A 24,654-nucleotide genomic window follows, 5' to 3' on the forward strand; every position below is an offset into this window, starting at 1 on the left:
CTTGGTGGGCTAGAAGCCGTAGAGGGTCTTTTTCCAGATGGTGGACAAGGTGGTGACGGCGTCGGCATCCGAGACGCGCACCCCCAGGCCGGCGGTGTCTGGACGCAGACACACCGTGGTGAACTGCTCGAACAGCAACGCGATGGCCAGCGCTGTGTGTTCGGGCTGCAGGCCTGCCGCATATCCGTGGTCCTGGGCGCGGCGCACCGACGCGCTGACGATGTCGATGCCGAACTGACGGAACTGGTTCTGCAGGTGCGCGAACTGGGGCTCGGTGGCTGCGAGCTGGTCGACGGCGACCATGATCCCGATGCTCTGCTTGAACATGTCCCAGTAGGCGCTCACCACGGTGACGAAGAACCCGGTGTCGTGCGGCGACTCGGGCAGCTGCACCCGCAGGCCGGAGGGCAGTACGACGTCGTGGAGGAACTCGTCGGCCAGTGCGGCCAGTAGGTCTTCCTTGTCATCGAAGTAGCGGTAGAACACCGCCGGTGACTTGCCCGCTGCAGAGGTGATGTCCACCAGTGTGGTGCCGTGAAAGCCGCGCTCGGCGAACAACTTCCGGGCAGCATCCGCGATCGCCTGCCGGGTCAGGCGGCCCTTGGAACTCAATGTGCGCGGGCCGTCGCCGGTCCCGTCCGCTCGGTGCGAACGGCTGGACGGTCCCATGGTTGGCTCCCGTGTTCGCGAGAAAACTAAAGCTGACGTTACTTTTCGTTCCATCAGTTGGCAAGGGTGGTGACGGTGCCTCGGGGCCGGCTGTGACCTGGCTGGAGACCCCGGGCGGCAGTCTCTGGCAACGGTTCTTAGGTCGGCTGGGTAGAATCGCGATGGGTCGGGGAGGCTCTTGAACAGTCTGGAGCTGCACGGTTACCACGCCCAACAGTCAAAGGCCCTTCCTTGTCACAGCCAGCTAGCAACTCATCTGCCCTGAAGCCGCACTTCGAGGACGTCCAGTCGCACTACGACCTCTCCGACGACTTCTTCCGACTCTTCCTCGACCCGACGCAGACCTACAGCTGCGCCTATTTTGAGCGCGACGATATGACGCTGCACGAAGCGCAACTCGCCAAGATCGACCTGTCCCTGGGCAAGCTGGGCTTGCAACCCGGGATGACCCTGCTCGACGTCGGCTGCGGGTGGGGCGCCACGATGCGCCGCGCGATCCAGACTTACGACGTCAACGTCATCGGTCTGACGCTGAGCCGCAACCAGCAGGCGCACGTCGAACGCAGCTTCGCCGAGATGAGCACCCGACGTTCCCGCCGCGTGCTGCTGCAGGGCTGGGAGCAGTTCACCGAGCCGGTGGACCGCATCGTGTCGATCGGAGCGTTCGAACACTTCGGGGCGGACCGCCACGCGGCGTTCTTCGATTTCGCCTACGACGTCCTGCCCGACGACGGAGTGATGATGCTGCACACGATCGTGCAGATCCGCCGGGCCGTCATGGAAGAGCGCGGGCTGCCCCTGACGATGAGCCTATTGAAGTTCTTCAAGTTCATCTCGGTGGAGATCTTTCCCGGCGGGCGCCTACCCACCGTCGATCAGGTCGAGGACCTGTCCGGGAAGGCCGGCTTCGCGGTCGATCGGGTGCAACCACTGCAGCAGCACTACGCCAAGACCCTCGACTTCTGGGCGGCCGCGCTCGAGTCGCGTCGGGATGAGGCGATCGCGATCCAGTCCGAAGAGGTCTACGACCGCTACATCAAGTACCTGACCGGGTGCGCCGACCTGTTCCGCAATGGCTACACCGACGTCTGCCAGTTCACCCTGACGAAGTAGTCAGCGCTGGGCGGCGCGCCACTTCTCCAACGCGCGGCGATCCCGCTTGGTCGGCCGGCCCGCACCGCGGTCGCGGGCGGCGACCGGAATGGACGGCGTCGCCGGCGGTGGGGGTGTGCGGTCCAGGTAGCAGGTCGCGGCATCGACCGCCCCGACCCGTTTTCCGATGACGCGGACGACCTCGACGATGCGGGTTATCTCGCCCACCCGGGCCCGCACCTCATCGCCGGGTACTACCGCCGTCGACGGTTTGGCCAGCCGATCGTTGATGCGTACATGCCCACCCCGGCATGCCGCGGCGGCGTCCGGGCGGGTCTTGGTCAGCCGGACCGCCCACAACCAACGATCCACGCGGGTCGAGTCCATGTCTGCCGTCATCACGCCAGTTCAGCCCAGCATTCGGTCGCCGGCCCGCAGTAGCGCGCTCGGGAGGTCATGGCCGACCACCGACTGTGCGACCCGTGCGGCGTGGATGGCCGCCTGTAGGTCGACATCCACCCCAATCCCGCTGTCGCGCAACAGATAAACCAGGTCCTCGGTGGCGATGTTGCCGCTGGCCCCAGGCGCAAAGGGGCAGCCGCCCAAACCGCCGACCGACGAATCGAGCCTGCTCACCCCGGCGGCCACCGCGGCGTATGCGCTGGCCAGTCCGGCGCCGCGGGTGTTGTGGAAATGCGCACCCAGCACCGTGTCGCCGATGCGGGGTTTCACCTGGTTCACCAATGCGGTGACCCGGCCGGGGGTGGCCGTACCGATGGTGTCGGCGATCGCGATCCGGTCGACATCCTGTTCGACTGCCGCCTCGACGATGTCCAGCACCCGCTGCGGCGGGGTGGGCCCGTCGAACGGACAGTCCCAGGCCGTCGCGATGATCACCTCGACACGCACGCCGGAGCCGTGCGCGATGGCTGCGATCTCGGCGATCGCTGCGGTCGCCTCCGCGGTGGACCGGCCGACGTTGGCGCGGCTGTGCCCGTCTGCCGCCGACACCACGTACTCCAGCGACCGCAGGCCGGCAGCGATCGCCCGCTTGACGCCGTTGGGACTGGCCACCAGCGCGGAGAATTCAACGTCGGGGTAGTCGCTCAATGCGGCGGCGAGCTCGGGCGCGTCGGCCAGGGCGGGCACTTTCGAGGGCGAGACGAACGCCGTGGCCTCGACCTCCCGCACCCCGGTGGCGGCGATCGCGGCGAGCAGTTCGAGCTTGGCGCCCAGCGGAATCGGCGCCTCGATCTGCAGGCCGTCGCGCAGTGCGACCTCGCGGATGGTGACGTGCTGCGGCAGCCCGCTCACAGCACCCCCTGGGACTGCAGCTCGGCGATCTCATCCGCGGGCAGGCCGAGCAGGTCCCCGTACACCTCGCCGTTGTGCTGGCCGGGCCGGGCCGGGCCGGCACTGCGAACACCGCCGGGGGTTTCCGACAAAACCGGAATGACGCCGGGGCCCAAAACATTTCGGCCGATGCCCTCGTCATAGTGCTCGACCAGCATGCCGCGGGCCCGCAATTGGGGGTCGTCGACGACCTCGGCGACGGTGTTGATCGGCCCGCTGATGACCCCTGCCGCACCCAGTGTCTCGATGATGTCACCGGGCTGACGCCGCGCGGCCCACTCGCCGATGATCGCGTCCAGCTCGTCCTGGTGACGACCACGGGCGCCGTGGTTGACGAACCGCTCGTCGGTGGCCAGTTCGGGTTGTCCCATCGCCGCGCACAGCCGGCGGAACACGGTGTCCTGGTTGGCGGCGATGACCACCCAGCTGCCGTCGGCGGTGCGGTAGATGTTGGACGGCGCAATACCTTCCAGCCGGGTACCGGACGGTCCGCGGACGACGCCGCCGACGTCGTAGTCGGGGATCGTCGATTCCTGGATGGCCAGGCAGGCCTCGGTCAGCGCGGCATCGACCACCTGGCCCTCGCCGGTGACCGTGCGCCGGTACAGCGCAGCAAGCGCACCCTGGGCGGCGAACATGCCGGCCAGACTGTCGCCCAGCGACAGCGCCAGCCGCGGCGGCGGCCCACCCGGGAAACCGTTCATATGCCGCAGGCCGCTGGCGGCCTCGGCCACCGAGGCGTACCCCGCCTTGTGTGCGTCGGGTCCGGTCTGGCCGTACCCGGAGACGCGCACCAGGATGATGCCCCGGTTGCGTTGGTGCAGAACGTCATACCCCAGATCCCACTTCTCCAGGGTGCCCGGCCGGAAGTTCTCCACGATGATGTCGGAGCGCTCGACGAGGTCCAGAAAGAGTTCCCGGCCGCGCGGCTCACGCAGGTTGAGGGTGACGGCCTTCTTGTTGCGGGCGTGCACCGTCCAGAAGAAGTGGTGTCCGTCCAGTTCGGCCTGGCCCCAGGTGCGCAGCGGGTCGGGGGCGCCAGGTGGCTCGATCTTGATCACCTCGGCCCCCATGTCGCCCAGCAGCCGGCCGGCGAACGGTCCCGAGATCAGCGTGCCGACCTCGATGACCCGGATTCCGTCGAGGGCGCCGATACTCATCGCCGGTCCTCAGCTCGCCGAGTCATCTAGTCCGCCTTTGCGAAGTCGTGCCGCACCAGCCAGTCGGTGACGATGCCGACCGCCTGGCGCAGCGTGTCACGTTGGTCGGCCCCGGAGTAGTAGTGGTTGGCGCCTGCGATTTCGTACATCTCCTTGTCGGGGTGGCCGATCGCCTCGAACAGCCGGCGGGTGTGACTCGGCGTGCAGGCGTCATCGGCCAGGTTACCGATCACCAGCGCGGGAATCGCGATGTCGCGGCCGCAGGTCACCCCGTCCCCGTTGGCGTCGTCATAACTCCACTGTGACAACCAGCTGCGCAGCGTGCAGAACCGCGCCAGGCCGACCGGGCTCATGTTGACCACCGCGGGGTCGCCCAAGTAGCACGTGCCAGGGGCACGGTCGTTGGGGTCGACGGCGGGATCCAGCCAGCGCGGGTCGGCCATGGTGCCGTGTACGACGAAACCGAACTCGTCATCGGGGCGCCCGGCGGCCCGCAGTTCGGCCAGCTTGTCCTTGACCCAGGTGGTGATGCGCCGGTTGCGGTCGATCTGGGCCTGGCGGTAGCGGTCCAGGAACTCCCCGGTGTAGGGCGGCTGGTTCGGGTTGTCGGGGTTGAAGAGGTCGAGTTCGGGGTCACGCCGGGTCGGGTCGGACTCGTCGAGGATGGACGCGTCGAGCCACTCGGTGAGCGTGCCGTGCCGGCTGATGTGAGCTGCGAGCAGCATGATGCCGTCGGCCGGGACGAGTCCGAGTGCGGTCAGGTCGGGGCCATCCCCGGACGGGCTGGCGGTGATCGTCGGGTGCTGGGCCTGCTGCTGGTAGAACACCGACAGCGACCCGCCGCCGCTCCAGCCGGCCAGCACCACCTTGGTGTACCCGAGCCGGTTCTTGGCGTCCTTGATGGCCTCGCCCAGGTCCTGGACCACCTTCTCCATCAACAGCGCGGAGTCGGTGCCGCGGAACCGGCTGTTGCAGTAGATGACGTGATGGCCGGCCCGGGCCAGGGCGTTGATCATCGGCAGGTACGCGCCGCCGCCGATCGGGTGCATGAACACCAGCACGGTATCCGAGGGTGTGGTCGGCTTGAGTAGGTAGCTTTCCAGGACCACCAGCTCGGCGACACCGCCGTAGACATCGCGGACGGCCGAATCATTCTGGTAGGCAATGAGATACGGGATGCGCTGATAGGCCCGCTTGACCGGGTTCGCCATCTCAGTGCTGCCCCAGGTCATTGGCCAGCACCTCGGGGGATGGGACCAGGCGCTGCCGGGTGTCGATGGCGATGACCTGCCAGTCCACGCTGGTGAAGTCGTCGAACTTGCGGCGGGCGCGTTCGCGCGCCTTCTCCGGGGCACCGTGGTGCACGCCCTGCGGGGCGTGGCTGATCAGACCCGGCGGCATCGGGATGCCGTAGAGCGAGCCGCCGTGGAAGAACGCGATCTCGTCGAAGTCGACATTGCGGTGGTACCAGGGCGTGCGCTCGGTTCCGGGCACGGTCTCGGCCGGCTTGGGCAGGAAGTTGCACACGTAGACACCGGTCGCCTGCATGAACAGGTGGACCATGGGCGGTAGGTGCACGCTGTCGGAGGTGATGACGTTGTAGTCGGCGATGTTGAAGGTGAACGCGTAGTTATCGCCGCGCCAGCCCTCGACGTCGATCGGGTTGTGCGGGTAGCTCAGCGTCGTGGTCTGCACCCCGTCGATCGGGCGGTGGTAGAGCCGCACCTCATAGTTGTCGCGGCGGTCCCCGAACGGGTCGTCGTCGATCGGCGCCGGTTCCGGGATGACGGCCTGCGCCGGGTCGAAGGGCCAGTGCCGTCCCAGCGGGCCTGCGGGCGGCACCCGGAACTCGTCGGTGGCCTCGATCATCAGCCAGGTGCTCGGGGGATTAATCCCCGCGTCGCTGCGCTCCTGCCCGCCGGGATCCGGCAATTGCCGCCACGTGCACGCCTTCGGGATGTAGATCCAGTCCCCGGTGCGGTAGGTCAGGGGCCCGAACTCGGTCTCCAGGCGCCCCGAACCCTGGTGGACGAAGCACAGCAGGTCGCCGTCGACGTAGCGGACGTGAAACGGCATGGCCTGGTCGCGCTGGCTCAGCGAAATCCGACAGTCCGGATTGGAGAACAGCAGCAGTGGTGTGCCTGCGGCGTCGCTCGCATCGCTCGGTTTGAGCTCACTGGCGAGCACATCGAGCGGTCGCAGCGGCCCGGTGGCGCGAAATTCCGTCGGGTCGTTGCGCCGGTAGATGTTGGCGGTGCGGCCGGTGAAACCACCCCGCCCCAGCTCGTCATCCTTGAGACCGTTGAGGTCGGCGTGCACTCGCCGCGGGGTTGTGCCTTTGCGCAGGTGGGCGAACGATTCCATGGGATCTCCCGAGTTCGGCGATGAGGTGCGGGCATCCAGAAAACTAAAAGTGACTTTACTTTTTGTTTACCGCCCTGACAAGGGCCGAATAACGAATGTGTAACGTAGCGGACTTTCAATGGCTCGCGACGGCGTGTTTTACTCAACTCAGAAATCCGTGAACCGGGGTCATAGAAAGCTGGGGTGGATTGGTGAAGTCCATGTTCGACAAGGTGCGCGGTTGGCCGCGCCGATTCGCGATCGTCGCAACCATGGTGGCGGCGCTGCCAGGCCTGATCGGCTTGGTGGGCGGATCGGCAACGGCGGGAGCGTTCTCGCGCCCTGGCTTGCCGGTCGAATACCTGATGGTTCCGTCCGCCGGGATGGGACACGACATCAAGATCCAGTTCCAGAGCGGTGGAGCGAACTCTCCCGCGGTCTACCTGCTCGACGGTCTGCGCGCCCAGGACGACTTCAACGGCTGGGACATCAACACCCAGGCGTTCGAGTGGTACCTGGATTCGGGCCTGTCCATCGTGATGCCCGTCGGCGGTCAATCCAGCTTCTACGCTGACTGGTACCGGCCGGCCTGCAGCAAGACCGGTTGCCAGACCTACAAGTGGGAGACGTTCCTGACCCAGGAGCTGCCCCAGTGGCTGGCCGCCAACCGCAACGTCAAGCCCACCGGCAGCGCCGCGGTCGGTCTGTCGATGGCCGGCTCGGCCTCGCTGATCCTGTCGGTCTACCACCCCGAGCAGTTCATCTACGCCAGCTCGATGTCCGGCTTCCTGAACCCCTCCGAGGGCTGGTGGCCGTTCCTGATCAACATCTCCATGGGTGACGCCGGCGGCTTCAAGGCCGACGACATGTGGCTGCCGACGGGCGATCCGAACAACGCCTGGCAGCGCAACGACCCGATGGTGCAGATCCCCAAGATCGTCGCCAACGGCACCCGCATCTGGATCTACTGCGGTAACGGCAAGCCCAACGAGCTCGGCGGCGGCGACGTGCCGGCCACCTTCCTGGAGAGCTTGACCATCCGCACCAACATCACCTTCCGCGACAACTACCTGGCCGCGGGTGGCACCAACGGTGTGTTCAACTTCCCCGACAACGGCACCCACAACTGGGCCTACTGGGGTCGTGAGCTGCAGGCCATGAAGCCTGACCTGCAGCGCGTGCTGGGCGCAGCCTAAGCACCTCGCTAGTCGACCAAGCGGGTCGCCGGTGTTCGCACCGGCGGCCCGCTTCGTCGTTGCGGGCTCAGAACCCTCCTGCGACCCGCACGACCGCGCGCCCGGAGTACTTCCCGGCGCGGACCTGGTCGATGACCGCGACGACATCCTTGATGTCGACGTCGTGGGTCACGTCGTCCAGGTGGCGTGGCTTCAGGTCGCCTCCCAGTCGCTCCCACAGCGCCCGGCGCGGGCCGATCGGCATCTGCACCGAGTCGATGCCCAGCAGTGACACACCGCGAAGGATGAAGGGCATCACCGTCGTGATCAGCGCGGGGCCCCCGGTCAGCCCGCTGGCCGCGACCGCGCCGCCGTACTGCAGGGTGCTTATCACGTCGGCCAGGGTGACGCCGCCGACGCAGTCGACCGCGCCGGCCCAGCGTGACTTTCCCAGCGCGCGGGGCTTGGCATCGGGATCCTCGGGCAGCCGGCCGATGACGTCGGCGGCCCCGAGTGCCTTGAGGTGCTCGACCGCTTCCGGCTTACCGGTCGACGCCACGACCTGGTAGCCGGCTGCCGCCAGCAGGTCGACGCTGACCGATCCGACGCCGCCGGTCGCACCGGTGACCACAATCGGGCCGTCCTCGGGGGAGATGCCGTGCCTGACGAGCGCGTCGACGCTCATGGCAGCGGTAAACCCGGCAGTCCCGATCGCTGCACCTTCCCGCGGGGTCAGCGAGCCCAGCGCGACTACCTGGTCGGCGGGTACCCGGGCGTACTCGGCGTAGCCACCGTGCCGCCCCGTCCCGATCTCATAGCCGTGCGCCAGAACCTGGTCGCCGACAGCGAATTCGGAGGACGTGGACTCCACCACCTCCCCGGTGAGGTCGATACCAGGGACGATCGGGTACTCCCGCACGACCCCACCCCGGGGGGTCAGGGCCAGCGCGTCCTTGTAGTTGACGCTGGAGTACGCCACCTTGATCGTGACGTCGCCCGGCGGTAGATCGGTTACCCCGAGGGTCTCGATCGTCGCGGTGATCTGATCGCCGTCCTGACGTGCCAACAGTGCCTTGAAGGTCTCCATGGCCAAAACCGTAGCGGGCGCGGTCGAGGTGTTGGCGGGGAGTTGATTTCTGCGGACACACAGCCCGTGCCGTCCTAACATGGACAAGTGTCCAGACAGTTGTCAGAAGATGGTGAAACTGTCATTCACCGGGTGACCTGTCCGCTGTGTGAGGCCATGTGCGGGCTGCGGGTGAGCGTGCGGAACAACCGTGTCACGACCATCCGGGCCAACACCGACGACGTCTGGTCGGCGGGGCACCTGTGCCCCAAAGGCACGGCCCTGGGGCATCTCCACGACGACCCGGACCGACTGCGCGTGCCGATGGTCAAGCGGCGCAACGGGACCCACGTCGCCGTGTCGTGGGAGGAGGCCTACGCCGAGGCCGAACGGGTGCTGCGGCCTATCCTCGACAGCGATGGTGCGCAGGCCATCAGCGTCTACGTCGGAAACCCGGTGGCCCATAACCTCGGGCTTAGTACCTATATCGGAGCCCTGGTCGGCATGGCGTCGGCGGCCGGAATGGGTGCCTACTATTCGCCGGGCACGGTCGATCAGTGGCCGCTAAACGTGGTCGGCACCCTGCTGTTCGGCGGCATGTGGAATGCGCCTGTGCCGGACCTCGCGCGCACCGACCACCTACTGGTCATCGGCGCCAATCCGGCCGCCTCGCAGGGATCGATGATGTCGGCGCCCGACGTCATGGGTCAGCTGGGCGCGATCCGCGGCCGCGGCGGCCGAGTGGTGGTCCTCGACCCGAGGCGCACCGAAACCGCGCGGCAGGCCTCCGAGTGGATACCGATCAGGCCCGGCACCGACGCGCTGGTGCTATTCGCCGTTTTGCGGACCCTGGCAGCCGAGGGCTTGCTGCGCTCGCATCCCCACCTCCGCGGGCGGGTGCACGGACTCGACCAGGTCATTGCGTTAGCCGAGCCGTTCACCCCCGAAGCGGTGGCCGCTCCCAGCGGAATTCCCGCTTCGACGATCCGCCGGCTTGCCCTCGAGCTCGCGGAAGCGTCGAATCCGGTGCTGTACAGCAGGATCGGAGCCTGCACCCAGGAGTTCGGCACGCTGGCGACTTGGCTGGTGTTCGTGCTCAACACCGCCCTCGGTGCGGTGGACCGGCTCGGGGGAGCGGTGTTCCCCAAGCCCGCGGTGTACTCGCCGATGTTCATGAAGCCGCCCGACCAGACCGGTCAGCGATGGGAGTTCGGCCGGTTCGCGTCCCGGGTACGCGGAATCGGGGAGGTGCTGGGCCAATACCCCGTCAGCTGCCTGGCCGAGGAGGTCACCACCCCGGGTACTGGCCGCATCCGCGGACTCATCGCCGTGGCCGGGAATCCGGCGATCTCCGCACCGGCCGCCGGCCGGATCCAGGAGGCGCTGGCGTCGCTGGATGCGTTCATCTGCGTCGACAATTGGCTCAACGAAACCACCCGTGCCGCCCACGTCATCTTCCCCGGCTTGTCGCCGCTGGAGCGACCCCACGCCGACGACCTGTACTGGATGTATGCGCAGGCGTCGTGCCTGAAGTGGTCGGAGCCCGTCTTCGAACCCCGCCCTGGGCGGCCGGCGGAGTGGGAGATACTGCTGCGGCTGGCCGGTGCCGTGCTCGGCACCCCGGTGCCCGACGTCGACGTCCCCATGATGGACGAGCTGTACACCGCCGGCCTGGTGGCTACCATGTGTGCACAGCCCGGAACGCCGCTGACCGGCCGGGATCCGGACGAGGTCTTGGGAGCTCTGAACGGCCAAGGGCCGGAACGGATTTTCGATCTCTACGTTCGACTCGGCCCCTGGGGTGACGGCCTCGGTGCCAATCCAGGAGGGTTGACCCTAGGCCACGTTCGAGCTCACCCTGACGGTCTGCGGCTCGGCGAGCTCGAGGGTGGCCGCATCCAGGAGGCGGTCACCACTCCCTCCGGGGCCATCGAGTTGATGCATGACCGCTTCGTCGATGACATGCCGAGACTGCGGGCGCGCATCGGCCGGCCCGAGGCCCCGCTCGTGCTGACCAGCCGGCGGCACCTGCGCTCCAACAACTCCTGGTTGCATAACGTTCCGGCGCTGATGCGCGGTCGGGACCGGTGCACGCTGCTCGTCCACCCCGACGACGCCCTGCGGATCGGCCTGGGTGACGGCGCGCTTGCCGAGGTGAGCACCTCGGAGGGCGCGCTGTCGGTGCCCGTGGAGATCAGCGACGACATGACGGTCGGCGTGGTGTCGCTGCCGCACGGCTGGGGACACGGCGCCCCAGGCAGCCAGCTCGGAGTTGCCAACGCTCACCCGGGCGTGAACTCGAACCTGCTCAATCCACCGGATCTGCTCGACGTGCCCAGTAACACCCAGGTGGTCAACGGGGTGCCCTGCGAGGTCCGCGCGCTGGGGTGAGCCGGCTCAGTCGGCAACCGAATCGGCCAGCCGGTGCAGGAGTTCGGTGAGGATCTTCTTCTCGCTATCCGAGAAGAATCCAAGCAATTCGTCTGCGGCAGAAGCATAGTCACGGCCCCACGCCTCGGCCTGGCGTCGGCCGGTCGCGGTCGTCTGCAACAACGTCACCCGGCGGTCGGCATCGTTGGCGCAACGTTCGATCAGCCCTTCGCGGACGAGCGCGTCGGCAAGAGTGGAGGCGGTGCCCTGAGTGATCCCCACGGCGCGGGCCAGATCGGTGAGACGGACGGGTCCGAGGCGGTCGACGACAAACAGCACCTTCGAGCGCGGCGTCGACACACCATGGTCGCCGAGTCGCTCGTCGAAGGCGCGCACCAGGGCTTTGCTCGCCCGGCCGAAGGCGTCGGCTAGCGCGACTGCCTGCTCGCGGGATGCTGAACCGGAAATTTCGTCACCTCCCAGGGTTGACGGGGAGCCTACGCGCCCGCAAGATAGTTTGAGATCGAACCATTCGATATCAACCTAGTTCTGGGAGATGCCATGCAGCGTTTTTCGCTGGCCGGTTATGACGTCCATCGTGTCGGGTTCGGTGCCATGCAGCTGCCTGGCCCGGGTGTTTTCGGGCCGCCACGGGATCACGAGCAGGCGATGGCCGTGCTGCGTCGAGCCGTCGATGCCGGCGTCGACCACATCGACACCGCGCAGTTCTACGGCCCGGACGTGGCCAATGACCTGATCCGCGAGGCGTTGCATCCCTATCCCGAGAACTTGGCCCTGGTGAGTAAGGTCGGCGCGCGCCGCGACGACCAGGGTGCGTGGCTGCCCGACGCCGAGCCGCACCGCTTGCGTGCCGGCATCGAGGAGAATTTGCGCAGCCTGGGCACCGACCGGCTGGCGGCGGTCAACCTGCGGCTGATGGACGACGGCGAGACCGACCAGCTATTTACCGACCAGCTCGGCGCGATGATCAGCGCCCGCGACGACGGGCTGATCAACGGCATCGGCCTGAGCAACGTCAACCACGAGCAGTTGCTGCACGCCCTGCAGCTCACCGACATCGTGTGCGTGCAGAACCCGTACAACCTTGTTGACCGGTCTTCCCAGGCAGTCCTCGACGAGTGCATCGCCCGCGATATCGCGTTCGTCCCGTTCTTCCCGCTCGGGTCGGCCTTCCACGAGGTGAACCCGGTGCTGAACCACCCCCTGATTCAGCAGACCGCCGATCGGCTCGGCGGCACCCCGGCGCAGATCGCACTGGCCTGGACGTTGGGCGTCGCCGACAACGTCCTGCTCATCCCGGGCACATCAGCACTGGCTCATCTCGAGGAGAACCTTGCCGTGGCCGACATCGAGATCGACGAGCAGACCCAGCGCGAATTGACCGCGGTGGCCTGACTATTTCAGCTCGGCCGACGACAATCCCAGTAGGCGCCGCGCCACCACCAGCTGCTGAATCTGCTGGGTGCCCTCGAAGATGTCGAGGATCTTGGAGTCGCGCGCCCACTTCTCGAGCAGGGTCTGCTCGGAATAGCCGGCGGTGCCGGCTAATTCGACGGACTTGAGGGTGATGTCGCTGGCCACCCGGGCGGCCTTGGCCTTGCCCATGGAGGCTTCCTTGGAGTTGGGGATGCCGTTGTCGGCCTGCCAGGCCGAGCGCACGGTCAGCAGATAGCCCGCCTCCCAGTCGGCTTCCATGCGCAGGAACTCGGCGGCGGCCGCGCTCTGAGCATGGGCGGGCTTGTCGTAGGAGATCTCCACACCGGCGTCGGTGAGGATCTTGCGCAGCTCCTCGAGCGCGGCCCGGCCGACCCCGACCGCCATCGCCGCCACGATCGGACGGGTGTTGTCGAAGGTCTCCATCACCCCGGCGAAGCCCTTCTCGACCTCGATCTCCGGGCTGCCCAACAGGTTGTCCTTGGGGATGCGGACGTTGTCGAACCGGATCGCCGCGGTGTCGGAGGCCTTGATGCCGAGCTTGTGCTCGAGGCGTTCGATGCTCACCCCGGGGTGTTCGCGCGGCACGATGAACGACTTGATCGCCGCGCGGCCCTTGGACTTGTCCAGCGTCGCCCACACCACGATGTGGGTTGCGCGCGAGCCGGCGGTGACATAGATCTTCTCGCCGTTGATGACGTATTCGTCACCGTCGAGAACGGCCGTCGTCGACACCGCTGCCGAGTCCGAACCGAATGACGGTTCGGTGATGGCCATTGCGGCCCAGACGTTCTTGCCGAGCCGCTGCAGCTGCTCGTCGGTGGCCACCCCGGAGATCGCGGCGTTGCCCAGGCCCTGGCGTGGCACCGACAACAGCAGCGCGATGTCACCCCACGCGATCTCGAGGGCATTGAGCAACGCAGACATGTTGCCGCCGTTGACGTTTCCCTTCGGCCCGGCATCGCTGTCGCGGAATGCCTCGGTGCCGGCGAACGAGATGGTGTTGGCCTCGGAGATGCCCTCGAACAGGGTGGCCAGAGTATCGAGTTCCACAGGGTAGGCGTGTTCGGACAGGTCGTACTTGCGCGAGATCGGCCGCAGCATCTCTGCGGCACCCTGATGGGCCTTCTCGATCACGGCTTCCAGCTTGCGCGGCATTTCGAGATTGATTGCCATGACAGTGCTTTCCGTTCGTTTCGACCGTGACGTTTACAGGACGACGACACCCTCGGCGACGCCGAGCGCGCGCAGATCGCGATACCAGCGTTCCACCGGGTGTTCCTTGGTGTAGCCGTGGCCGCCGAGCAGTTGTACGCCGTCCAGACCGATCTGCATGCCCTTGTCGGTGCCCAGCCGCTTGGCCAGAGCTGCCTCTCGTGTGAACGGCAGGCCCTGCTCGGCGCGGGCAGCGCCGCGCCAGGTGATCAGGCGCAGGCCGTCGAGTTCGATGGCGATGTTGGCGCACATGAACGCAACGGCCTGGCGGCGCGCGATGGGCTCGCCGAACGCCTCGCGTTCCTTGACGTAGGGGATGACGTAGTCGAGCACCGCGTGACTGGTGCCCACTGCCAACGCCGCCCAGCCCAGCCGCGACAGTGCGATGACTTCGGAGTAATCCGCGTCGGAGGCGCCGTCTTCGCCCAGGCGCGCCGACAGCGGCACCGAGACCCTGTCCAGCTCAACCCGGCCGAGAGCCGCCGCGCGGATGCCCATGCTGGGATCGGCCGTCACCGATACACCCGGAGCCGACGCCTCGACGATGAACAGCGCCGGCTTACCGTTGAATTGCGCTGCGATAATGAACAATTCGGCATCTGCGGCGGCCGGCACCAGCGACTTGACGCCGTCGAGGCGGTAGCCGCTGGGGGTGCGCACAGCGACGGTCTTGAGTGCGGTCGGGTCGAACAGGGCGTGCGGTTCGGCGATCGCCACACAACCCTGCGGTACCCGCTCGCCGGCGAACTCCGGGAGATAAGTGGCCTGCTGGTCGGCGCTGCCCCAATGCGTCAGCGCCGACGCGACACCGCCGGGAGCCAGGATCGGCAGCGCCAGGCCCATGTCGCCGTAGGCCAGTGCCTCGGCCACCAGGGCATTGGTCACCGTGCCGCGGCGCTCGGCGATGCCGTCGAACTGCTCGGGGATGTTGATCGCGGTGATCCCGAGCTCGGCCGCCTTGGCGATCAGGTCAGCGGGATGGGCGGCGGCATCGTCGGCATCGTGGGCGGCCGGGCGCAGGATCTCTGCGGCGAACTCGTTGACCGTCTCGACGATCATCTTCTGGTCGTCGTCGGGGGTGAGGTCGAAATAGTCTGCGCCACTGGGGCGTAGCCGCGTCGGCGCCGCGCCGAGACCCTGAACCCTCTTGAACTGCCTGGTGGCGGCGCCCGCGGTGGAGAACACCTGCTTAACGCCGTATTTCAGGCCGCGGTTGAGCGGATCACGCAGTCCGTAGCGGTCCAGGAACTCCTGGCCGAGCAAGGGCGTGATGATCGCCAGGCCGATGTCGGTGGCGGATCGCTTGTGCTTGTGCAGGCCGACCGCGCTGTCTTGGGCGCGGGCGCTTTTCGATGGAGAGGGAAGGGTGTTGGTCATTTTCGGCAGCCTCGTCGACGGTGGGCGGTGCTGATCAGAACTCGCTGACCGCTATCTTACTCCAGAGTAAGGTATGTCGAGACTGTTCGTGGCGTCACCCCCCGACGTGGGCGAGTACCGCCTGGTGCAGCAGGCCGTTCGTCGCGACGGCGTGCCCGCCGTGGGGGCCCGGCGCCCCGCTGAGGTTGGTGAAGGTGCCGCCGGCCTCCCGGACCAGGATGTCCAGCGGGGCAAGGTCCCACAGCTTGACCTCCGGCTCTGCGGCGATGTCGACGGCGCCCTCGGCGACCAGGCAGTAGGAGAAGAAGTCGCCATAGGCGCGAACCCGCCACACCACGTCGGTCAGCTCGATGAACTGATCCCGCAGACCCCGCTCGGCCCATCCCGACAGGCTCGAGAACGACAGGCTGGCCGACCCGAGGTCGGCCACCCCGGACACCGACAGCGCGCGCGGGGCGGCCTCGCCCACCGAAGCGAAGGCGCCGAGTCCCAGGCCGGCCCACCACCGCCGGTTCAGCGCCGGCGCGCTGACCACGCCCACGATCGGGACGCCGTCCTCGAGCAGCGCGATCAGGGTCGCCCATATCGGCACCCCGCGAACGAAGTTCTTGGTGCCGTCGATCGGGTCGATCACCCACTGCCGGCCGGAGAACACCGCCGTCCCGCCGTACTCCTCGCCAAGGACTGCATCGTCGGGACGTTGCCGGGACAACGCCGTCCGCAGTTCCGCTTCGACCGCCTCGTCGGCATCGGTCACCGGGGTCAGGTCCGGTTTGGTCTCGACCCGCAGATCTAGGGCCCCGAACCGGTCGAGGGTGATCGCGTCGGCCCGCTTGGCGAGCTCCAATGCCACCGCGAGGTCTGCCTGTACGTCGTGGGCGCTCATGGCAGCAGTCCTACCATGGCGGCATGTGGGAATTCGCGGTGCTGCTGTTGATCGTCGGCGCGTTGGCGCTCGTTCTGGGCCCACGGCTCATGCGCCGCGGCCCCCGCGGGGAAATGGCCTCCGGCACGCTGCTGGTGACCGGGGTCAGTCCACGCCCGGAGGCCACCGGCGAGCAGTTCGTCACGATCAGTGGCGTCATCAACGGCCCGACCGTCGCCGAGCACGTGGTCTATCAACGGATGGCCGTCGATGTGAACAGCTGGCCGACAATGGGCCAGCTCATTCCGGTGACGTACTCGCCGAAAAACCCCGACAACTGGGTATTCGGCACGCGCCCCGATCCGCTGACCCCGCCGCCGGCGCCGCCGTACAGCTAGGTTTCGCGCCCGTGCGCGGGCGCCGTCCACGACGCACACGATAGGAATCCGATGTCCCAACCCCTCCCCGGCGGATTGCTCGATCTGCTGCGTCGGCCCAGCCCCTGCTTTCTGGCCACGCTGATGCCCGACGGATCGCCGCAGCTGACCCAGACGTGGGTCACCACCGACGGCGAACACATCGTCGTCAACATCGTCGAGGGCATGCAGAAGGCCCGCAACCTGGCCCTCGACCGGCGCGTCGCCGTCAACGTTGCCGATCCGGACAACGTTAACCGGTACTACGCGATCCGCGGTCGTGTGGTGTCGACGACGACCGAGGGCGGCCGGCAGAGCATCGACGAGATCTCGCACAAGTACCTCGGGATCCCGTACCCGAACTTCAGCGGCAACCCCGACGAGACGCGCGTCATCGTCACCATCGCTGCCGACTCGATCGCCCCGCCGGCTCGCGACTGACGGTCAGAGCTGGGGGCTTGGCGCGTCCACGCACTGGTCGATGAGGCGGTCGATCACCGCCAGCAGTCCCTCGTCGAGTTCGGTGCGCGTGCGCTGGCCGCCGAGGGCGCTGAACAGCGCGTTGTGGTAGAGCCCGTCGCCGATCAGCTTGACCGTGCGGGCGACGTCACGATCGCCGAGCGCGTCGTGGAGGACACTGAGCCACTGATCGGAGATCTGCTCGATCGCGGCGCGGGCTCGGGGGTCGCCGGCCTGCTGCAGCCGGGCGACGGCGATCAGGGTGCGGTCCAACAACGTGTCGGCGTAGTGCGATGTGCGGATGTAATGCCGTGCGGGTCCGTCCGGCGAATTTCGCATTTCGTCGACGTCGGCGGCGGCCAGCGCGACCAGGCGCTCGCACAGCGCTTCTGCGAGCTGGTCCTTGGAGGGGAAGTGATAGAGCAGTCCGCCCTTTGACACCCCGGCCCGCGCGGCCACGGCCTCGAGCGTGGCGTGGCGTTCTCCGTCGATGGCCAGCGACTCGGCGTAGGCGTCGAGGATGCGCTCGCGCGAGGTCGTCATTGCCGAAGTTTATCCGTTTTTAACTGTACCGTCCGGACGGTACAGTTCAGGGTGCGTGAAATGAACTAGTGAGGGAGAGATAACGGTGCGCGCCTACATTGAGCTCGTTCGGGTGCCCGGCGTGGTCAATGTGACCGCCTCCCAGCTGTTCGCGCGCCTGCCGCTGGGCATGTTGTCGCTCGCGATCCTGCTGCACGTGCAGGCGCGAACCGGGTCCTACGCGATCGCCGGTGCCGTCGTGGCCTGCACGAGCATCGGCGAAGCGCTGGCCATGCCCATGACCGCCCGTCTGCTCGGCCGGATCGGCATGATCGCGACGCTGGTGTCGGCCGCCCTGGTCAACGGCGTCAGCATGGTGGCGCTGGCCCTCGTCCACATCTCCGCCTGGCCGCTCATGGCCCTGGGCTTCCTCATCGGTGCCTCGGTGCCGCCGCTGCTTCCGGCCGTGCGGACGCTGTACCCGCAGATGGTGCCGGGCGAGGGTCTACGTGCGCTGTTCGCACTGGACACCACCGCGCAGGAACTGATCTGGGTGGTCGGTCCCGTCGCTGCCACCTTCCTCGCGTCGGCGGTCTCGACCGCACTGCCGTTGCTGTTCTCCGCGGCCGTCACGCTGGTGGGAACCGCCTGGTTCCTGCTGAGTGCGCGCAGTTTCCGGCCGCGGGTCACCCGCAGCGAAGCGGCGTTCGGTCGGGTTCTGGCCAACCGTGCCGTGATCCTGGCCATGATCGTCAGCCTGGCGTTGGTGGCGTCGTTCATGACGCTCGAGGTCGGGGTGCTCGCCCTCTACGGCAACCACAGCCTCTCGGCCGGGATGGCGCTGGCTGTGGCCAGCCTGGGATCGCTGGTCGGCGGCGTGGTGTTCGGGCACCGTCGTCTCGGGGTGCGTGGTCTGGCGCTGGCGATGACCGTCGTCGCCGCCGGCACCGTCCTATTCGGGCTGGTCGACGGTTACGGCCTGCAATTGGCCGCGCTGTTCGCCTCCGGGCTGGGCTTCGCCCCCGCGTTGGCGGCGCTGTATGTGATGGTCTCTCAGCAGACCAACCAGCAATCCGCCGCCGAAGCCTTCGGATGGCTCAACAGCGGAGCCCTTGCCGGTGGCGCCGTGGGCACCGCGCTGGGCGGCGTGGTCGCCGACAACTACAGCCCGTTCGCGGTGGTCCTGGTCGCGGGGCTGCTCGCGCTGATCGCGGCGCTCACCCCGCTGGTGGCCCGCACGGCAGGTCCGCTCGGCGGTCTTTCCCCCGAGCCGGAGCCGATCGTCAGCGATGACCTGTGCCGGACGGCGCCCGGCTGCGAGTAAGCCCGGCTGTGAGTAAGCCCGGCTGTGAGTAAGCCCGGCTGCGAGTAAGCCCTAGGTGTGGCCGATGCGCAGCAGCTCGGCGACGCTGGCGATCTTCACCCGCGGGCGGCCGTGTGGTTCGCCGGCCGACCGCTCGTAGGCGTCGATGGCTTGCCAGTGGTCATCGGTCACCAGCAGCGGCTGCTTGTCGACCAGCCACCTGACCACGTCGTCGGAGTGATCCGGACCCACCTCGCGCAGTGTGGCGCCCTCGAGCTCGGCGACCAGCGTGTCGACGGTGTCCTGGGAGTCCTTCTTGTTGGTGCCGATGATCCCCGACGGGCCGCGCTTGATCCAGCCGACGACGTACTGCCGGGACTCGCCGGCGACCCGGCCCTCGGCGTGCGGAATGGTGCCCGAACCCTCGTCGAACGGCAGGCCGGGAACCGGGACGCCGCGGTAGCCGACCGCGCGCACCACCAGCTGGGCGGGCAGCGTCTCGCGCTCACCGGTGTCCTTGGCGACGACGCGGCCGCTGTCGTCGGATACCAGTTCGTTGCGGCCCAGGACGATCTCCTCGACACGCTCGGTGCCGCGAATCTCGATGGGGGAGGTCTGGAACCGGAACACGATCCGGCGATGCCCCGGCGTCAGCGGCCGCTCGGCGTAGTCGCGCAACACCTTGATGTTGCCCTTGGCGATCTTGCCCGCCGCCTCGGCTTCCTCGTCGCTGATCCCGGCCAGATCGGCCGGGTCGATCACCACATCCACGCCCTCGAGCTCGCCGAGTTCGCGGAGTTCCAGGGTGGTGAAGGTGGACTGTAGCGGTCCCCGGCGACCCAGCAGGATCACTTCCTGCACGCCCCGCTGGTGCAGTGATTGCAGGGCGTGGTCGGCGATGTCGGTGTTGGCTAGTGCGTCGGGATCGCTGACCAGGATCCGTGCGACGTCGAGGGCGACGTTGCCGTTGCCGACCACCACGGCGCGGCCACTGGTGATGTCGGGCGACATCGCCTCGAAGTGCGGATGGGCGTTGTACCAACCGACGAAGTCGACGGCCGCCACACTGCCGGACAACTCCTCGCCGGGGATGTGCAGCGCCCGGTCGGACTGTGCGCCAACGGCGTAGATCACCGCGTCGTAGCGTTGGGCCAGCTCGTCGGCCTGCACGTCCTCGCCGACGGTGAGATTGCCGAAGAAGCGGAACCGCGGATCAGCCGAGGTCTTCTCGAAGGTCTTGCTGATCGACTTGATCTTCGGGTGGTCCGGTGCCACACCGGAGCGCACCAGACCCCACGGGGTGGGGAGCATTTCGAGAACGTCGACGCGGACATCGGGGCCACCGGCGGCGACCGACCGGTCGGCGAACTTCAGCAACGACGCCGCCGCGAAATATCCGGACGGGCCTGCACCGACGATCGCGACATAGTAAGGACGCATTCACGCGCTTTCTGTCCGGCCCCGGCTGCGCGCGATGGGCTGCGCGTCGCAGTCGAGAGGCATCGCCGCGAGGTTGCGCGGCGCACATCCTGGTTACAGAAGTGATGTTAAACGCGGAACCTGCCCAACCGCCCCAGAAGTCTCAGCAGCCGCCGCGGATCACAACGCGCCGCGACGCCGGTACCCTGAGGACCCGTGGACCTCGATCGTCAGTCTGATATCGCCGCCCTGGATTCCACCCTGACAACGGTGGAGCGGGTGCTCGACGTCGACGGGTTGCGCGCCAAGATCGAGAAGCTCGAGCACGAGGCCGCCGACCCCAACCTGTGGGACGACCAGAGCCACGCGCAGAAGGTCACCAGCGAGCTGTCCCACGCCCAGGGGGAGCTGCGCCGGGTTGAGGGGCTGCGCCAGCGTGTCGACGACCTGCCGGTGCTCTACGAGATGGCCGACGAGGAAGAAGGCGAGGCTGCCGCGGAGGCGCTTGCCGAAGCCGACGCCGAATTGACGTCGTTGCAGGCCGACATCGAGGCGCTGGAGGTCCGGACCCTGCTGTCCGGTGAGTACGACGAGCGCGAGGCGCTGGTGACCATCCGCTCCGGCGCGGGCGGTGTGGACGCCGCCGACTGGGCCGAGATGCTGATGCGGATGTATATCCGCTGGGCCGAGCAGCACAACTATCCGGTCGAGGTTTTCGACACCTCCTACGCCGAAGAGGCCGGCATCAAGAGCGCCACGTTCGCCGTGCACGCGCCCTACGCCTACGGAACGCTCTCAGTCGAGCAGGGCACCCATCGACTGGTGCGGATCAGCCCGTTCGACAACCAGAGCCGGCGACAGACCTCGTTCGCCGACGTCGAGGTACTGCCGGTGACCGAGACCACCGACCACATCGACATACCCGAGCAGGACATCCGCGTCGACGTCTACCGGTCCAGCGGCCCGGGTGGGCAGTCGGTCAACACCACCGACTCCGCGGTTCGACTCACCCACATTCCCACCGGTATCGTGGTGACCTGCCAGAACGAGAAATCGCAGCTACAGAACAAGGTGTCTGCGATGCGCGTGCTGCAGGCCAAGCTTCTGGAGCGAAAGCGCCTGGAGGAACGAGCCGAGATGGATGCCCTCAAGGGCGACGGCGGCAGTTCCTGGGGCAACCAGATGCGCTCCTACGTTCTGCACCCCTACCAAATGGTCAAGGATCTGCGCACCGAGTACGAGGTGGGCAATCCTGCGGCGGTACTGGATGGGGACATCGACGGGTTCCTCGAGGCGGGGATCCGGTGGCGCAATCGACGAGATGACGACGAGTAGTTATCTGGCCTTCGGGCTAGCCGGCCAGTGGAACGATTTCTGGCACGGCCAGTACGGCGTGTGGATCGTCACCAGGGGCGTGCGGATTGCGCTGTTGCTGATCGGCGGGTTGTTGGCGGCGCGATTCATCTCGTGGCTCGCCCGGCGGATCACCCGCCGGATCGACGCCCAGTACCAGCAGACGGATCAGATCGTCCGCACCGAGAGCGCCAAGCATCAGCAAGCGGTGGCCTCGGTGGTGTCCTGGGTGTCGATAGCGCTGTTGTCGGTAATGGTCGTCGTCGAGATCGGCGACGTTCTATCGATCCCGGTCAGCTCGCTCGCGGCGCCGGCGGCGGTCCTGGGTGCGGCCCTCGGCTTCGGCGCGCAGAACCTGGTCAAGGACTTACTCGCGGGATTCTTCATCATCACTGAGCGCCAGTACGGCTTCGGGGACCTGGTCCAGCTGAGCATGGTTGGCGCACCAACCGATTCCCTCGGCACCGTTGAGGAGGTCACCTTGCGGGTGACCAAGCTCCGCACGCCAGAAGGTGAGATGTACACCGTCCCCAACGGGAACATCGTCAGATCGCTCAACTTGTCCAAGGACTGGGCGCGCGCCGTCGTTGATGTGCCGGTACCGACCTCCGCCGACCTCAACCGGGTCAATGACGTCCTGCACAAGGTGTGCACCGACGCGATGGAGGACGACGGCCTGCGCAAGTTGCTTCTCGACAAGCCGGCATTGATGGGTGTCGAGAGCCTCGAGGTAGACACGGTCAACCTACGGATCGTGGCGCGAACGCTGCCCGGCAAACAATTTGACGTCGGTCGTCGGCTGCGGGTCATGGTGATCGCTGCGCTGGCCGGTGCCGGTATCACCACACCGACGGAGAGAATTCCGACGCTGGGCACCATGACGCCGTCCGGGACCAGCGACGAACTGGCAGCGCGAAGTCAGGAAACTCAACGATGACGGATTCGCCACGCAAATCGAAGCGTGATGACCGCGTCTGGCCCAAGTACTTGCCGGGCGGTCGTATGCGAACGTCGACGGTGGCGTTGGCGCTGGCGTTCGTCGCACTGTTCTGGATCTATCAGAATTACGAGCCGCCGCCCCCTCAGCCCACGCCCGCCACCCAGGTGGTGCCGCCAGGCTTCGTGCCGGATCCGTCCTACACCTGGGTGCCCCGTACGGAAGTGCGTCGCACCACCACACCGACGACGACCACACCGACGACGACGGAGACGACCTCCCCGACCGAGACCACCGGGCCCAGCTCATCGGAGACGTCCCCGACTTCGCCCACGTCGCCGACATCGCCGACGTCGACCACTCCGGCCAGCCCGGGGCCGCTGCCATTGCCCGGCCTGCCGACCCCGACAACGGCGCCGGTCCCGTCGCCCGCACCAGGGCAGGGGCCGATGTCGACGCCCGCGGCGCCGACGGCGTAATCCGGATGACCTGCCTTTCCGGCTACACTGGCGTGCCGTGATGATCACCCTTGACCATGTCAGTAAGCAGTACAAGTCGTCGGCACGGCCAGCCCTCGACAATGTCAGCGTCAAGATCGACAAGGGTGAGTTCGTCTTCCTCATCGGTCCGTCGGGTTCTGGCAAGTCGACGTTCATGCGATTGCTCCTAGCCGAGGAGACGCCCACCTCCGGCGAGATCCAGGTGTCGAAGTTCCACGTCAACAAGTTGTCGGGTCGGCACATCCCCAAGTTGCGTCAGGTCATCGGGTGCGTCTTCCAGGACTTCCGGCTGTTGCAGCAGAAGACCGTGTTCGAGAACGTGGCCTTTGCTCTAGAGGTGATCGGGAAGAAACCCGACACCATCAACCGAGTGGTGCCCGAGGTGCTGGAAATGGTGGGCCTGTCGGGCAAAGCCAGCCGGCTGCCGGCCGAGCTGTCCGGGGGTGAGCAGCAGCGGGTGGCAATCGCGCGCGCGTTCGTCAACCGGCCTCTGGTGCTGCTGGCCGACGAGCCCACCGGCAACCTCGACCCCGAGACCAGTAAGGACATCATGGATCTGCTCGAACGGATCAACCGGACGGGCACCACGGTGTTGATGGCCACCCACGACCACCACATCGTCGACTCCATGCGTCAGCGCGTGGTGGAGCTGTCCCTGGGCAGGCTCGTCCGCGACGAGCAGCGTGGTGTCTACGGAATGGATCGATAAGTGCGCTTCGGCTTCCTGATCAACGAGGTCTTCACCGGGCTTCGCCGCAACGTCACGATGACCGTGGCGATGATCCTGACCACGGCGATCTCGATCGGTCTGTTCGGCGGTGGTCTGCTGGTGGTCCGGTTGGCGGACCACTCGCGCGACATCTATCTGGACCGCGTCGAGACCCAGGTCTTCCTGACCAATGACGTGTCGGCCAACGACCCGACGTGTGACGCCGACCCGTGTAAAGCGTTGCGCGCCCAGATCGAGGCGCGCGACGACGTTCGGTCCGTCCGGTTTCTCAACCGCGACGACGCCTACAACGACGCGATCCGAAAGTTCCCGCAGTACAAGGACGTGGCCAGCAAGGACTCCTTCCCGGCCTCGTTCATCGTCAAGCTGGACAATCCGGAGCAGCACAAGGCGTTCGACGCGGCGATGCAAGGCCAGCCCGGCGTCCTCAACGTGCTCAATCAGAAGGAGCTGATCGACCGGCTCTTCGCGGTACTCGACGGGTTGTCCAGTGCGGCCTTCGCGGTCGCGGTGGTCCAGGCGATCGGTGCGATCCTGTTGATCGCCAACATGGTTCAGGTGGCGGCCTACACCAGGCGGACCGAGATCGGCATCATGCGGATGGTCGGCGCGACCCGCTGGTATACCCAGTTGCCGTTCCTGTTGGAGGCGGTGCTGGCGGCGACGATCGGTGTCGTCATCGCGCTCGTGGGTCTGATCGTGGTGCGGGCGCTGTTCCTGGAGAAGGCGCTCGACCAGTTCTACCAAGCCAACCTGATCGCCCGGATCGATTACGCCGACATCCTCTACATCTCGCCGATCATGTTCGGCGTCGGCGTGCTGATGGCCGGTGTCACCGGCTATGTCACGCTGCGCCTGTACGTGCGGAGGTAGCG

Annotated in this window: 25 protein-coding genes; 12 read left to right on the plus strand and 13 right to left on the minus strand. The window is 67.1% G+C overall.

Translation table 11 applies throughout. The features are described from left to right. Nucleotides 1-9 precede the first annotated feature (9 nt). On the minus strand, nt 10-669 hold the full coding sequence (locus tag ADBZ9K_RS14820) for a TetR/AcrR family transcriptional regulator (protein WP_526621715.1): 660 nt from the start codon (nt 667-669) through the stop codon (nt 10-12). A 231-nt stretch (nt 670-900) separates the two neighbouring features. Between ADBZ9K_RS14820 and ADBZ9K_RS14825 the strand changes: the two genes are divergently transcribed. Beyond that, nucleotides 901-1,782: a cyclopropane mycolic acid synthase family methyltransferase gene (locus tag ADBZ9K_RS14825; protein WP_526621717.1), complete on the plus strand. Its 882-nt coding sequence runs from the start codon at nt 901-903 to the stop codon at nt 1,780-1,782. Here the strand turns inward: ADBZ9K_RS14825 and hslR are convergent, their stop codons facing one another. From hslR to ADBZ9K_RS14850, 5 genes are read right to left on the minus strand one after another with little or no spacing between them, the layout of a single operon-like run. Next, a complete protein-coding gene (gene hslR / locus ADBZ9K_RS14830) occupies nt 1,783-2,148 on the minus strand; it encodes an Hsp15 family ribosome-associated heat shock protein (protein ID WP_526622660.1) in 366 nt (121 codons plus the stop codon). It abuts the gene before it with no gap. 21 nt (nt 2,149-2,169) lie between these two features. Further along, a complete protein-coding gene (locus ADBZ9K_RS14835) occupies nt 2,170-3,075 on the minus strand; it encodes a hydroxymethylglutaryl-CoA lyase (RefSeq protein WP_526621719.1) in 906 nt (301 codons plus the stop codon). Beyond that, nucleotides 3,072-4,274: a CaiB/BaiF CoA transferase family protein gene (locus ADBZ9K_RS14840; protein ID WP_526621720.1), complete on the minus strand. Its 1,203-nt coding sequence runs from the start codon at nt 4,272-4,274 to the stop codon at nt 3,072-3,074. The genes ADBZ9K_RS14835 and ADBZ9K_RS14840 overlap by 4 nt, the downstream gene beginning before the upstream one ends. Nucleotides 4,275-4,300: 26 nt before the next feature. Then, complete coding sequence (locus tag ADBZ9K_RS14845; RefSeq protein WP_526621722.1) at nt 4,301-5,506, minus strand: alpha/beta hydrolase family protein; 1,206 nt, start codon at nt 5,504-5,506, stop codon at nt 4,301-4,303. Further along, nucleotides 5,487-6,638, minus strand: a complete 1,152-nt coding sequence (locus ADBZ9K_RS14850; protein ID WP_526621723.1) for a homogentisate 1,2-dioxygenase — start codon at nt 6,636-6,638, stop codon at nt 5,487-5,489. The genes ADBZ9K_RS14845 and ADBZ9K_RS14850 overlap by 20 nt, the downstream gene beginning before the upstream one ends. A 200-nt stretch (nt 6,639-6,838) precedes the next feature. Between ADBZ9K_RS14850 and ADBZ9K_RS14855 the strand changes: the two genes are divergently transcribed. Then, the gene (locus ADBZ9K_RS14855; RefSeq protein ID WP_526622662.1) at nt 6,839-7,813 is read left to right on the plus strand and encodes an alpha/beta hydrolase; all 975 of its coding nucleotides are present in this window, start codon (nt 6,839-6,841) and stop codon (nt 7,811-7,813) included. 67 nt (nt 7,814-7,880) lie between these two features. Here ADBZ9K_RS14855 and ADBZ9K_RS14860 read toward each other — a convergent pair whose 3' ends face one another. After that, a complete protein-coding gene (locus ADBZ9K_RS14860) occupies nt 7,881-8,879 on the minus strand; it encodes an oxidoreductase (protein ID WP_526621725.1) in 999 nt (332 codons plus the stop codon). Between the two features lie 132 nt (nt 8,880-9,011). Between ADBZ9K_RS14860 and ADBZ9K_RS14865 the strand changes: the two genes are divergently transcribed. Next, nucleotides 9,012-11,249, plus strand: coding sequence for a molybdopterin-dependent oxidoreductase (locus ADBZ9K_RS14865; RefSeq protein WP_526621727.1), 2,238 nt, complete (start codon nt 9,012-9,014; stop codon nt 11,247-11,249). A gap of 6 nt (nt 11,250-11,255) precedes the next feature. Here the strand turns inward: ADBZ9K_RS14865 and ADBZ9K_RS14870 are convergent, their stop codons facing one another. Next, nucleotides 11,256-11,624, minus strand: a complete 369-nt coding sequence (locus ADBZ9K_RS14870) for a MarR family winged helix-turn-helix transcriptional regulator (protein ID WP_526621729.1) — start codon at nt 11,622-11,624, stop codon at nt 11,256-11,258. Nucleotides 11,625-11,789: 165 nt separating this feature from the next. Here ADBZ9K_RS14870 and ADBZ9K_RS14875 point away from each other — a divergent pair, with 165 nt between their 5' ends. Then, nucleotides 11,790-12,644: an aldo/keto reductase gene (locus tag ADBZ9K_RS14875; protein WP_526621731.1), complete on the plus strand. Its 855-nt coding sequence runs from the start codon at nt 11,790-11,792 to the stop codon at nt 12,642-12,644. Here ADBZ9K_RS14875 and ADBZ9K_RS14880 read toward each other — a convergent pair whose 3' ends face one another. From ADBZ9K_RS14880 to hisN, 3 genes are all read right to left on the minus strand, one after another. Next, nucleotides 12,645-13,859, minus strand: coding sequence for an acyl-CoA dehydrogenase family protein (locus ADBZ9K_RS14880; RefSeq protein ID WP_526621733.1), 1,215 nt, complete (start codon nt 13,857-13,859; stop codon nt 12,645-12,647). It lies immediately after the preceding gene. Between the two features lie 33 nt (nt 13,860-13,892). Then, entirely contained in the window at nt 13,893-15,275 is a 1,383-nt protein-coding gene (locus ADBZ9K_RS14885) for an acyl-CoA dehydrogenase family protein (protein WP_526621735.1), read from the minus strand. 94 nt (nt 15,276-15,369) lie between these two features. Next, the gene (gene hisN / locus ADBZ9K_RS14890; RefSeq protein WP_526621737.1) at nt 15,370-16,161 is read right to left on the minus strand and encodes a histidinol-phosphatase; all 792 of its coding nucleotides are present in this window, start codon (nt 16,159-16,161) and stop codon (nt 15,370-15,372) included. Nucleotides 16,162-16,184: 23 nt separating this feature from the next. Between hisN and ADBZ9K_RS14895 the strand changes: the two genes are divergently transcribed. Both ADBZ9K_RS14895 and ADBZ9K_RS14900 read left to right on the plus strand, forming a co-directional pair. Next, nucleotides 16,185-16,538, plus strand: coding sequence for a hypothetical protein (locus tag ADBZ9K_RS14895; RefSeq protein WP_526621739.1), 354 nt, complete (start codon nt 16,185-16,187; stop codon nt 16,536-16,538). Between the two features lie 51 nt (nt 16,539-16,589). Then, nucleotides 16,590-16,997 (plus strand): TIGR03618 family F420-dependent PPOX class oxidoreductase, encoded by a 408-nt coding sequence (locus tag ADBZ9K_RS14900; protein WP_526621741.1) that lies wholly within the window; start codon nt 16,590-16,592, stop codon nt 16,995-16,997. A gap of 3 nt (nt 16,998-17,000) precedes the next feature. Here the strand turns inward: ADBZ9K_RS14900 and ADBZ9K_RS14905 are convergent, their stop codons facing one another. Next, the gene (locus ADBZ9K_RS14905) at nt 17,001-17,558 is read right to left on the minus strand and encodes a TetR/AcrR family transcriptional regulator (RefSeq protein ID WP_526621743.1); all 558 of its coding nucleotides are present in this window, start codon (nt 17,556-17,558) and stop codon (nt 17,001-17,003) included. 85 nt (nt 17,559-17,643) lie between these two features. Here ADBZ9K_RS14905 and ADBZ9K_RS14910 point away from each other — a divergent pair, with 85 nt between their 5' ends. Then, nucleotides 17,644-18,861 carry an MFS transporter gene (locus ADBZ9K_RS14910; RefSeq protein ID WP_526621745.1) on the plus strand — a complete coding sequence of 406 codons (1,218 nt, stop codon included), beginning with the start codon at nt 17,644-17,646 and terminating at the stop codon, nt 18,859-18,861. Between the two features lie 51 nt (nt 18,862-18,912). Here the strand turns inward: ADBZ9K_RS14910 and ADBZ9K_RS14915 are convergent, their stop codons facing one another. Continuing rightward, complete coding sequence (locus tag ADBZ9K_RS14915) at nt 18,913-20,280, minus strand: FAD-dependent oxidoreductase (protein ID WP_526621747.1); 1,368 nt, start codon at nt 20,278-20,280, stop codon at nt 18,913-18,915. A gap of 195 nt (nt 20,281-20,475) precedes the next feature. On the opposite strand from ADBZ9K_RS14915, the gene prfB reads away from it, so the two are divergent. From prfB to ftsX, 5 genes are read left to right on the plus strand one after another with little or no spacing between them, the layout of a single operon-like run. Then, nucleotides 20,476-21,594 carry a peptide chain release factor 2 gene (gene prfB, locus ADBZ9K_RS14920; RefSeq protein ID WP_526621749.1) on the plus strand — a complete coding sequence of 373 codons (1,119 nt, stop codon included), beginning with the start codon at nt 20,476-20,478 and terminating at the stop codon, nt 21,592-21,594. Then, complete coding sequence (locus ADBZ9K_RS14925; protein WP_526621750.1) at nt 21,581-22,549, plus strand: mechanosensitive ion channel family protein; 969 nt, start codon at nt 21,581-21,583, stop codon at nt 22,547-22,549. The genes prfB and ADBZ9K_RS14925 overlap by 14 nt, the downstream gene beginning before the upstream one ends. Then, entirely contained in the window at nt 22,546-23,028 is a 483-nt protein-coding gene (locus tag ADBZ9K_RS14930; RefSeq protein ID WP_526621752.1) for an Rv3103c family proline-rich protein, read from the plus strand. Before ADBZ9K_RS14925 ends, ADBZ9K_RS14930 begins: the two co-directional genes overlap by 4 nt. 40 nt (nt 23,029-23,068) lie before the next feature. Beyond that, a complete protein-coding gene (gene ftsE, locus ADBZ9K_RS14935; RefSeq protein WP_526622664.1) occupies nt 23,069-23,758 on the plus strand; it encodes a cell division ATP-binding protein FtsE in 690 nt (229 codons plus the stop codon). Continuing rightward, nucleotides 23,759-24,652: a permease-like cell division protein FtsX gene (gene ftsX / locus ADBZ9K_RS14940; RefSeq protein ID WP_526621754.1), complete on the plus strand. Its 894-nt coding sequence runs from the start codon at nt 23,759-23,761 to the stop codon at nt 24,650-24,652. Nucleotides 24,653-24,654: the final 2 nt, after the last annotated feature.

The sequence above is a fragment of the Mycobacterium sp. genome (genome assembly GCF_965229265.1).
In the GTDB taxonomy this organism is placed as follows: Bacteria; Actinomycetota; Actinomycetes; order Mycobacteriales; family Mycobacteriaceae; genus Mycobacterium.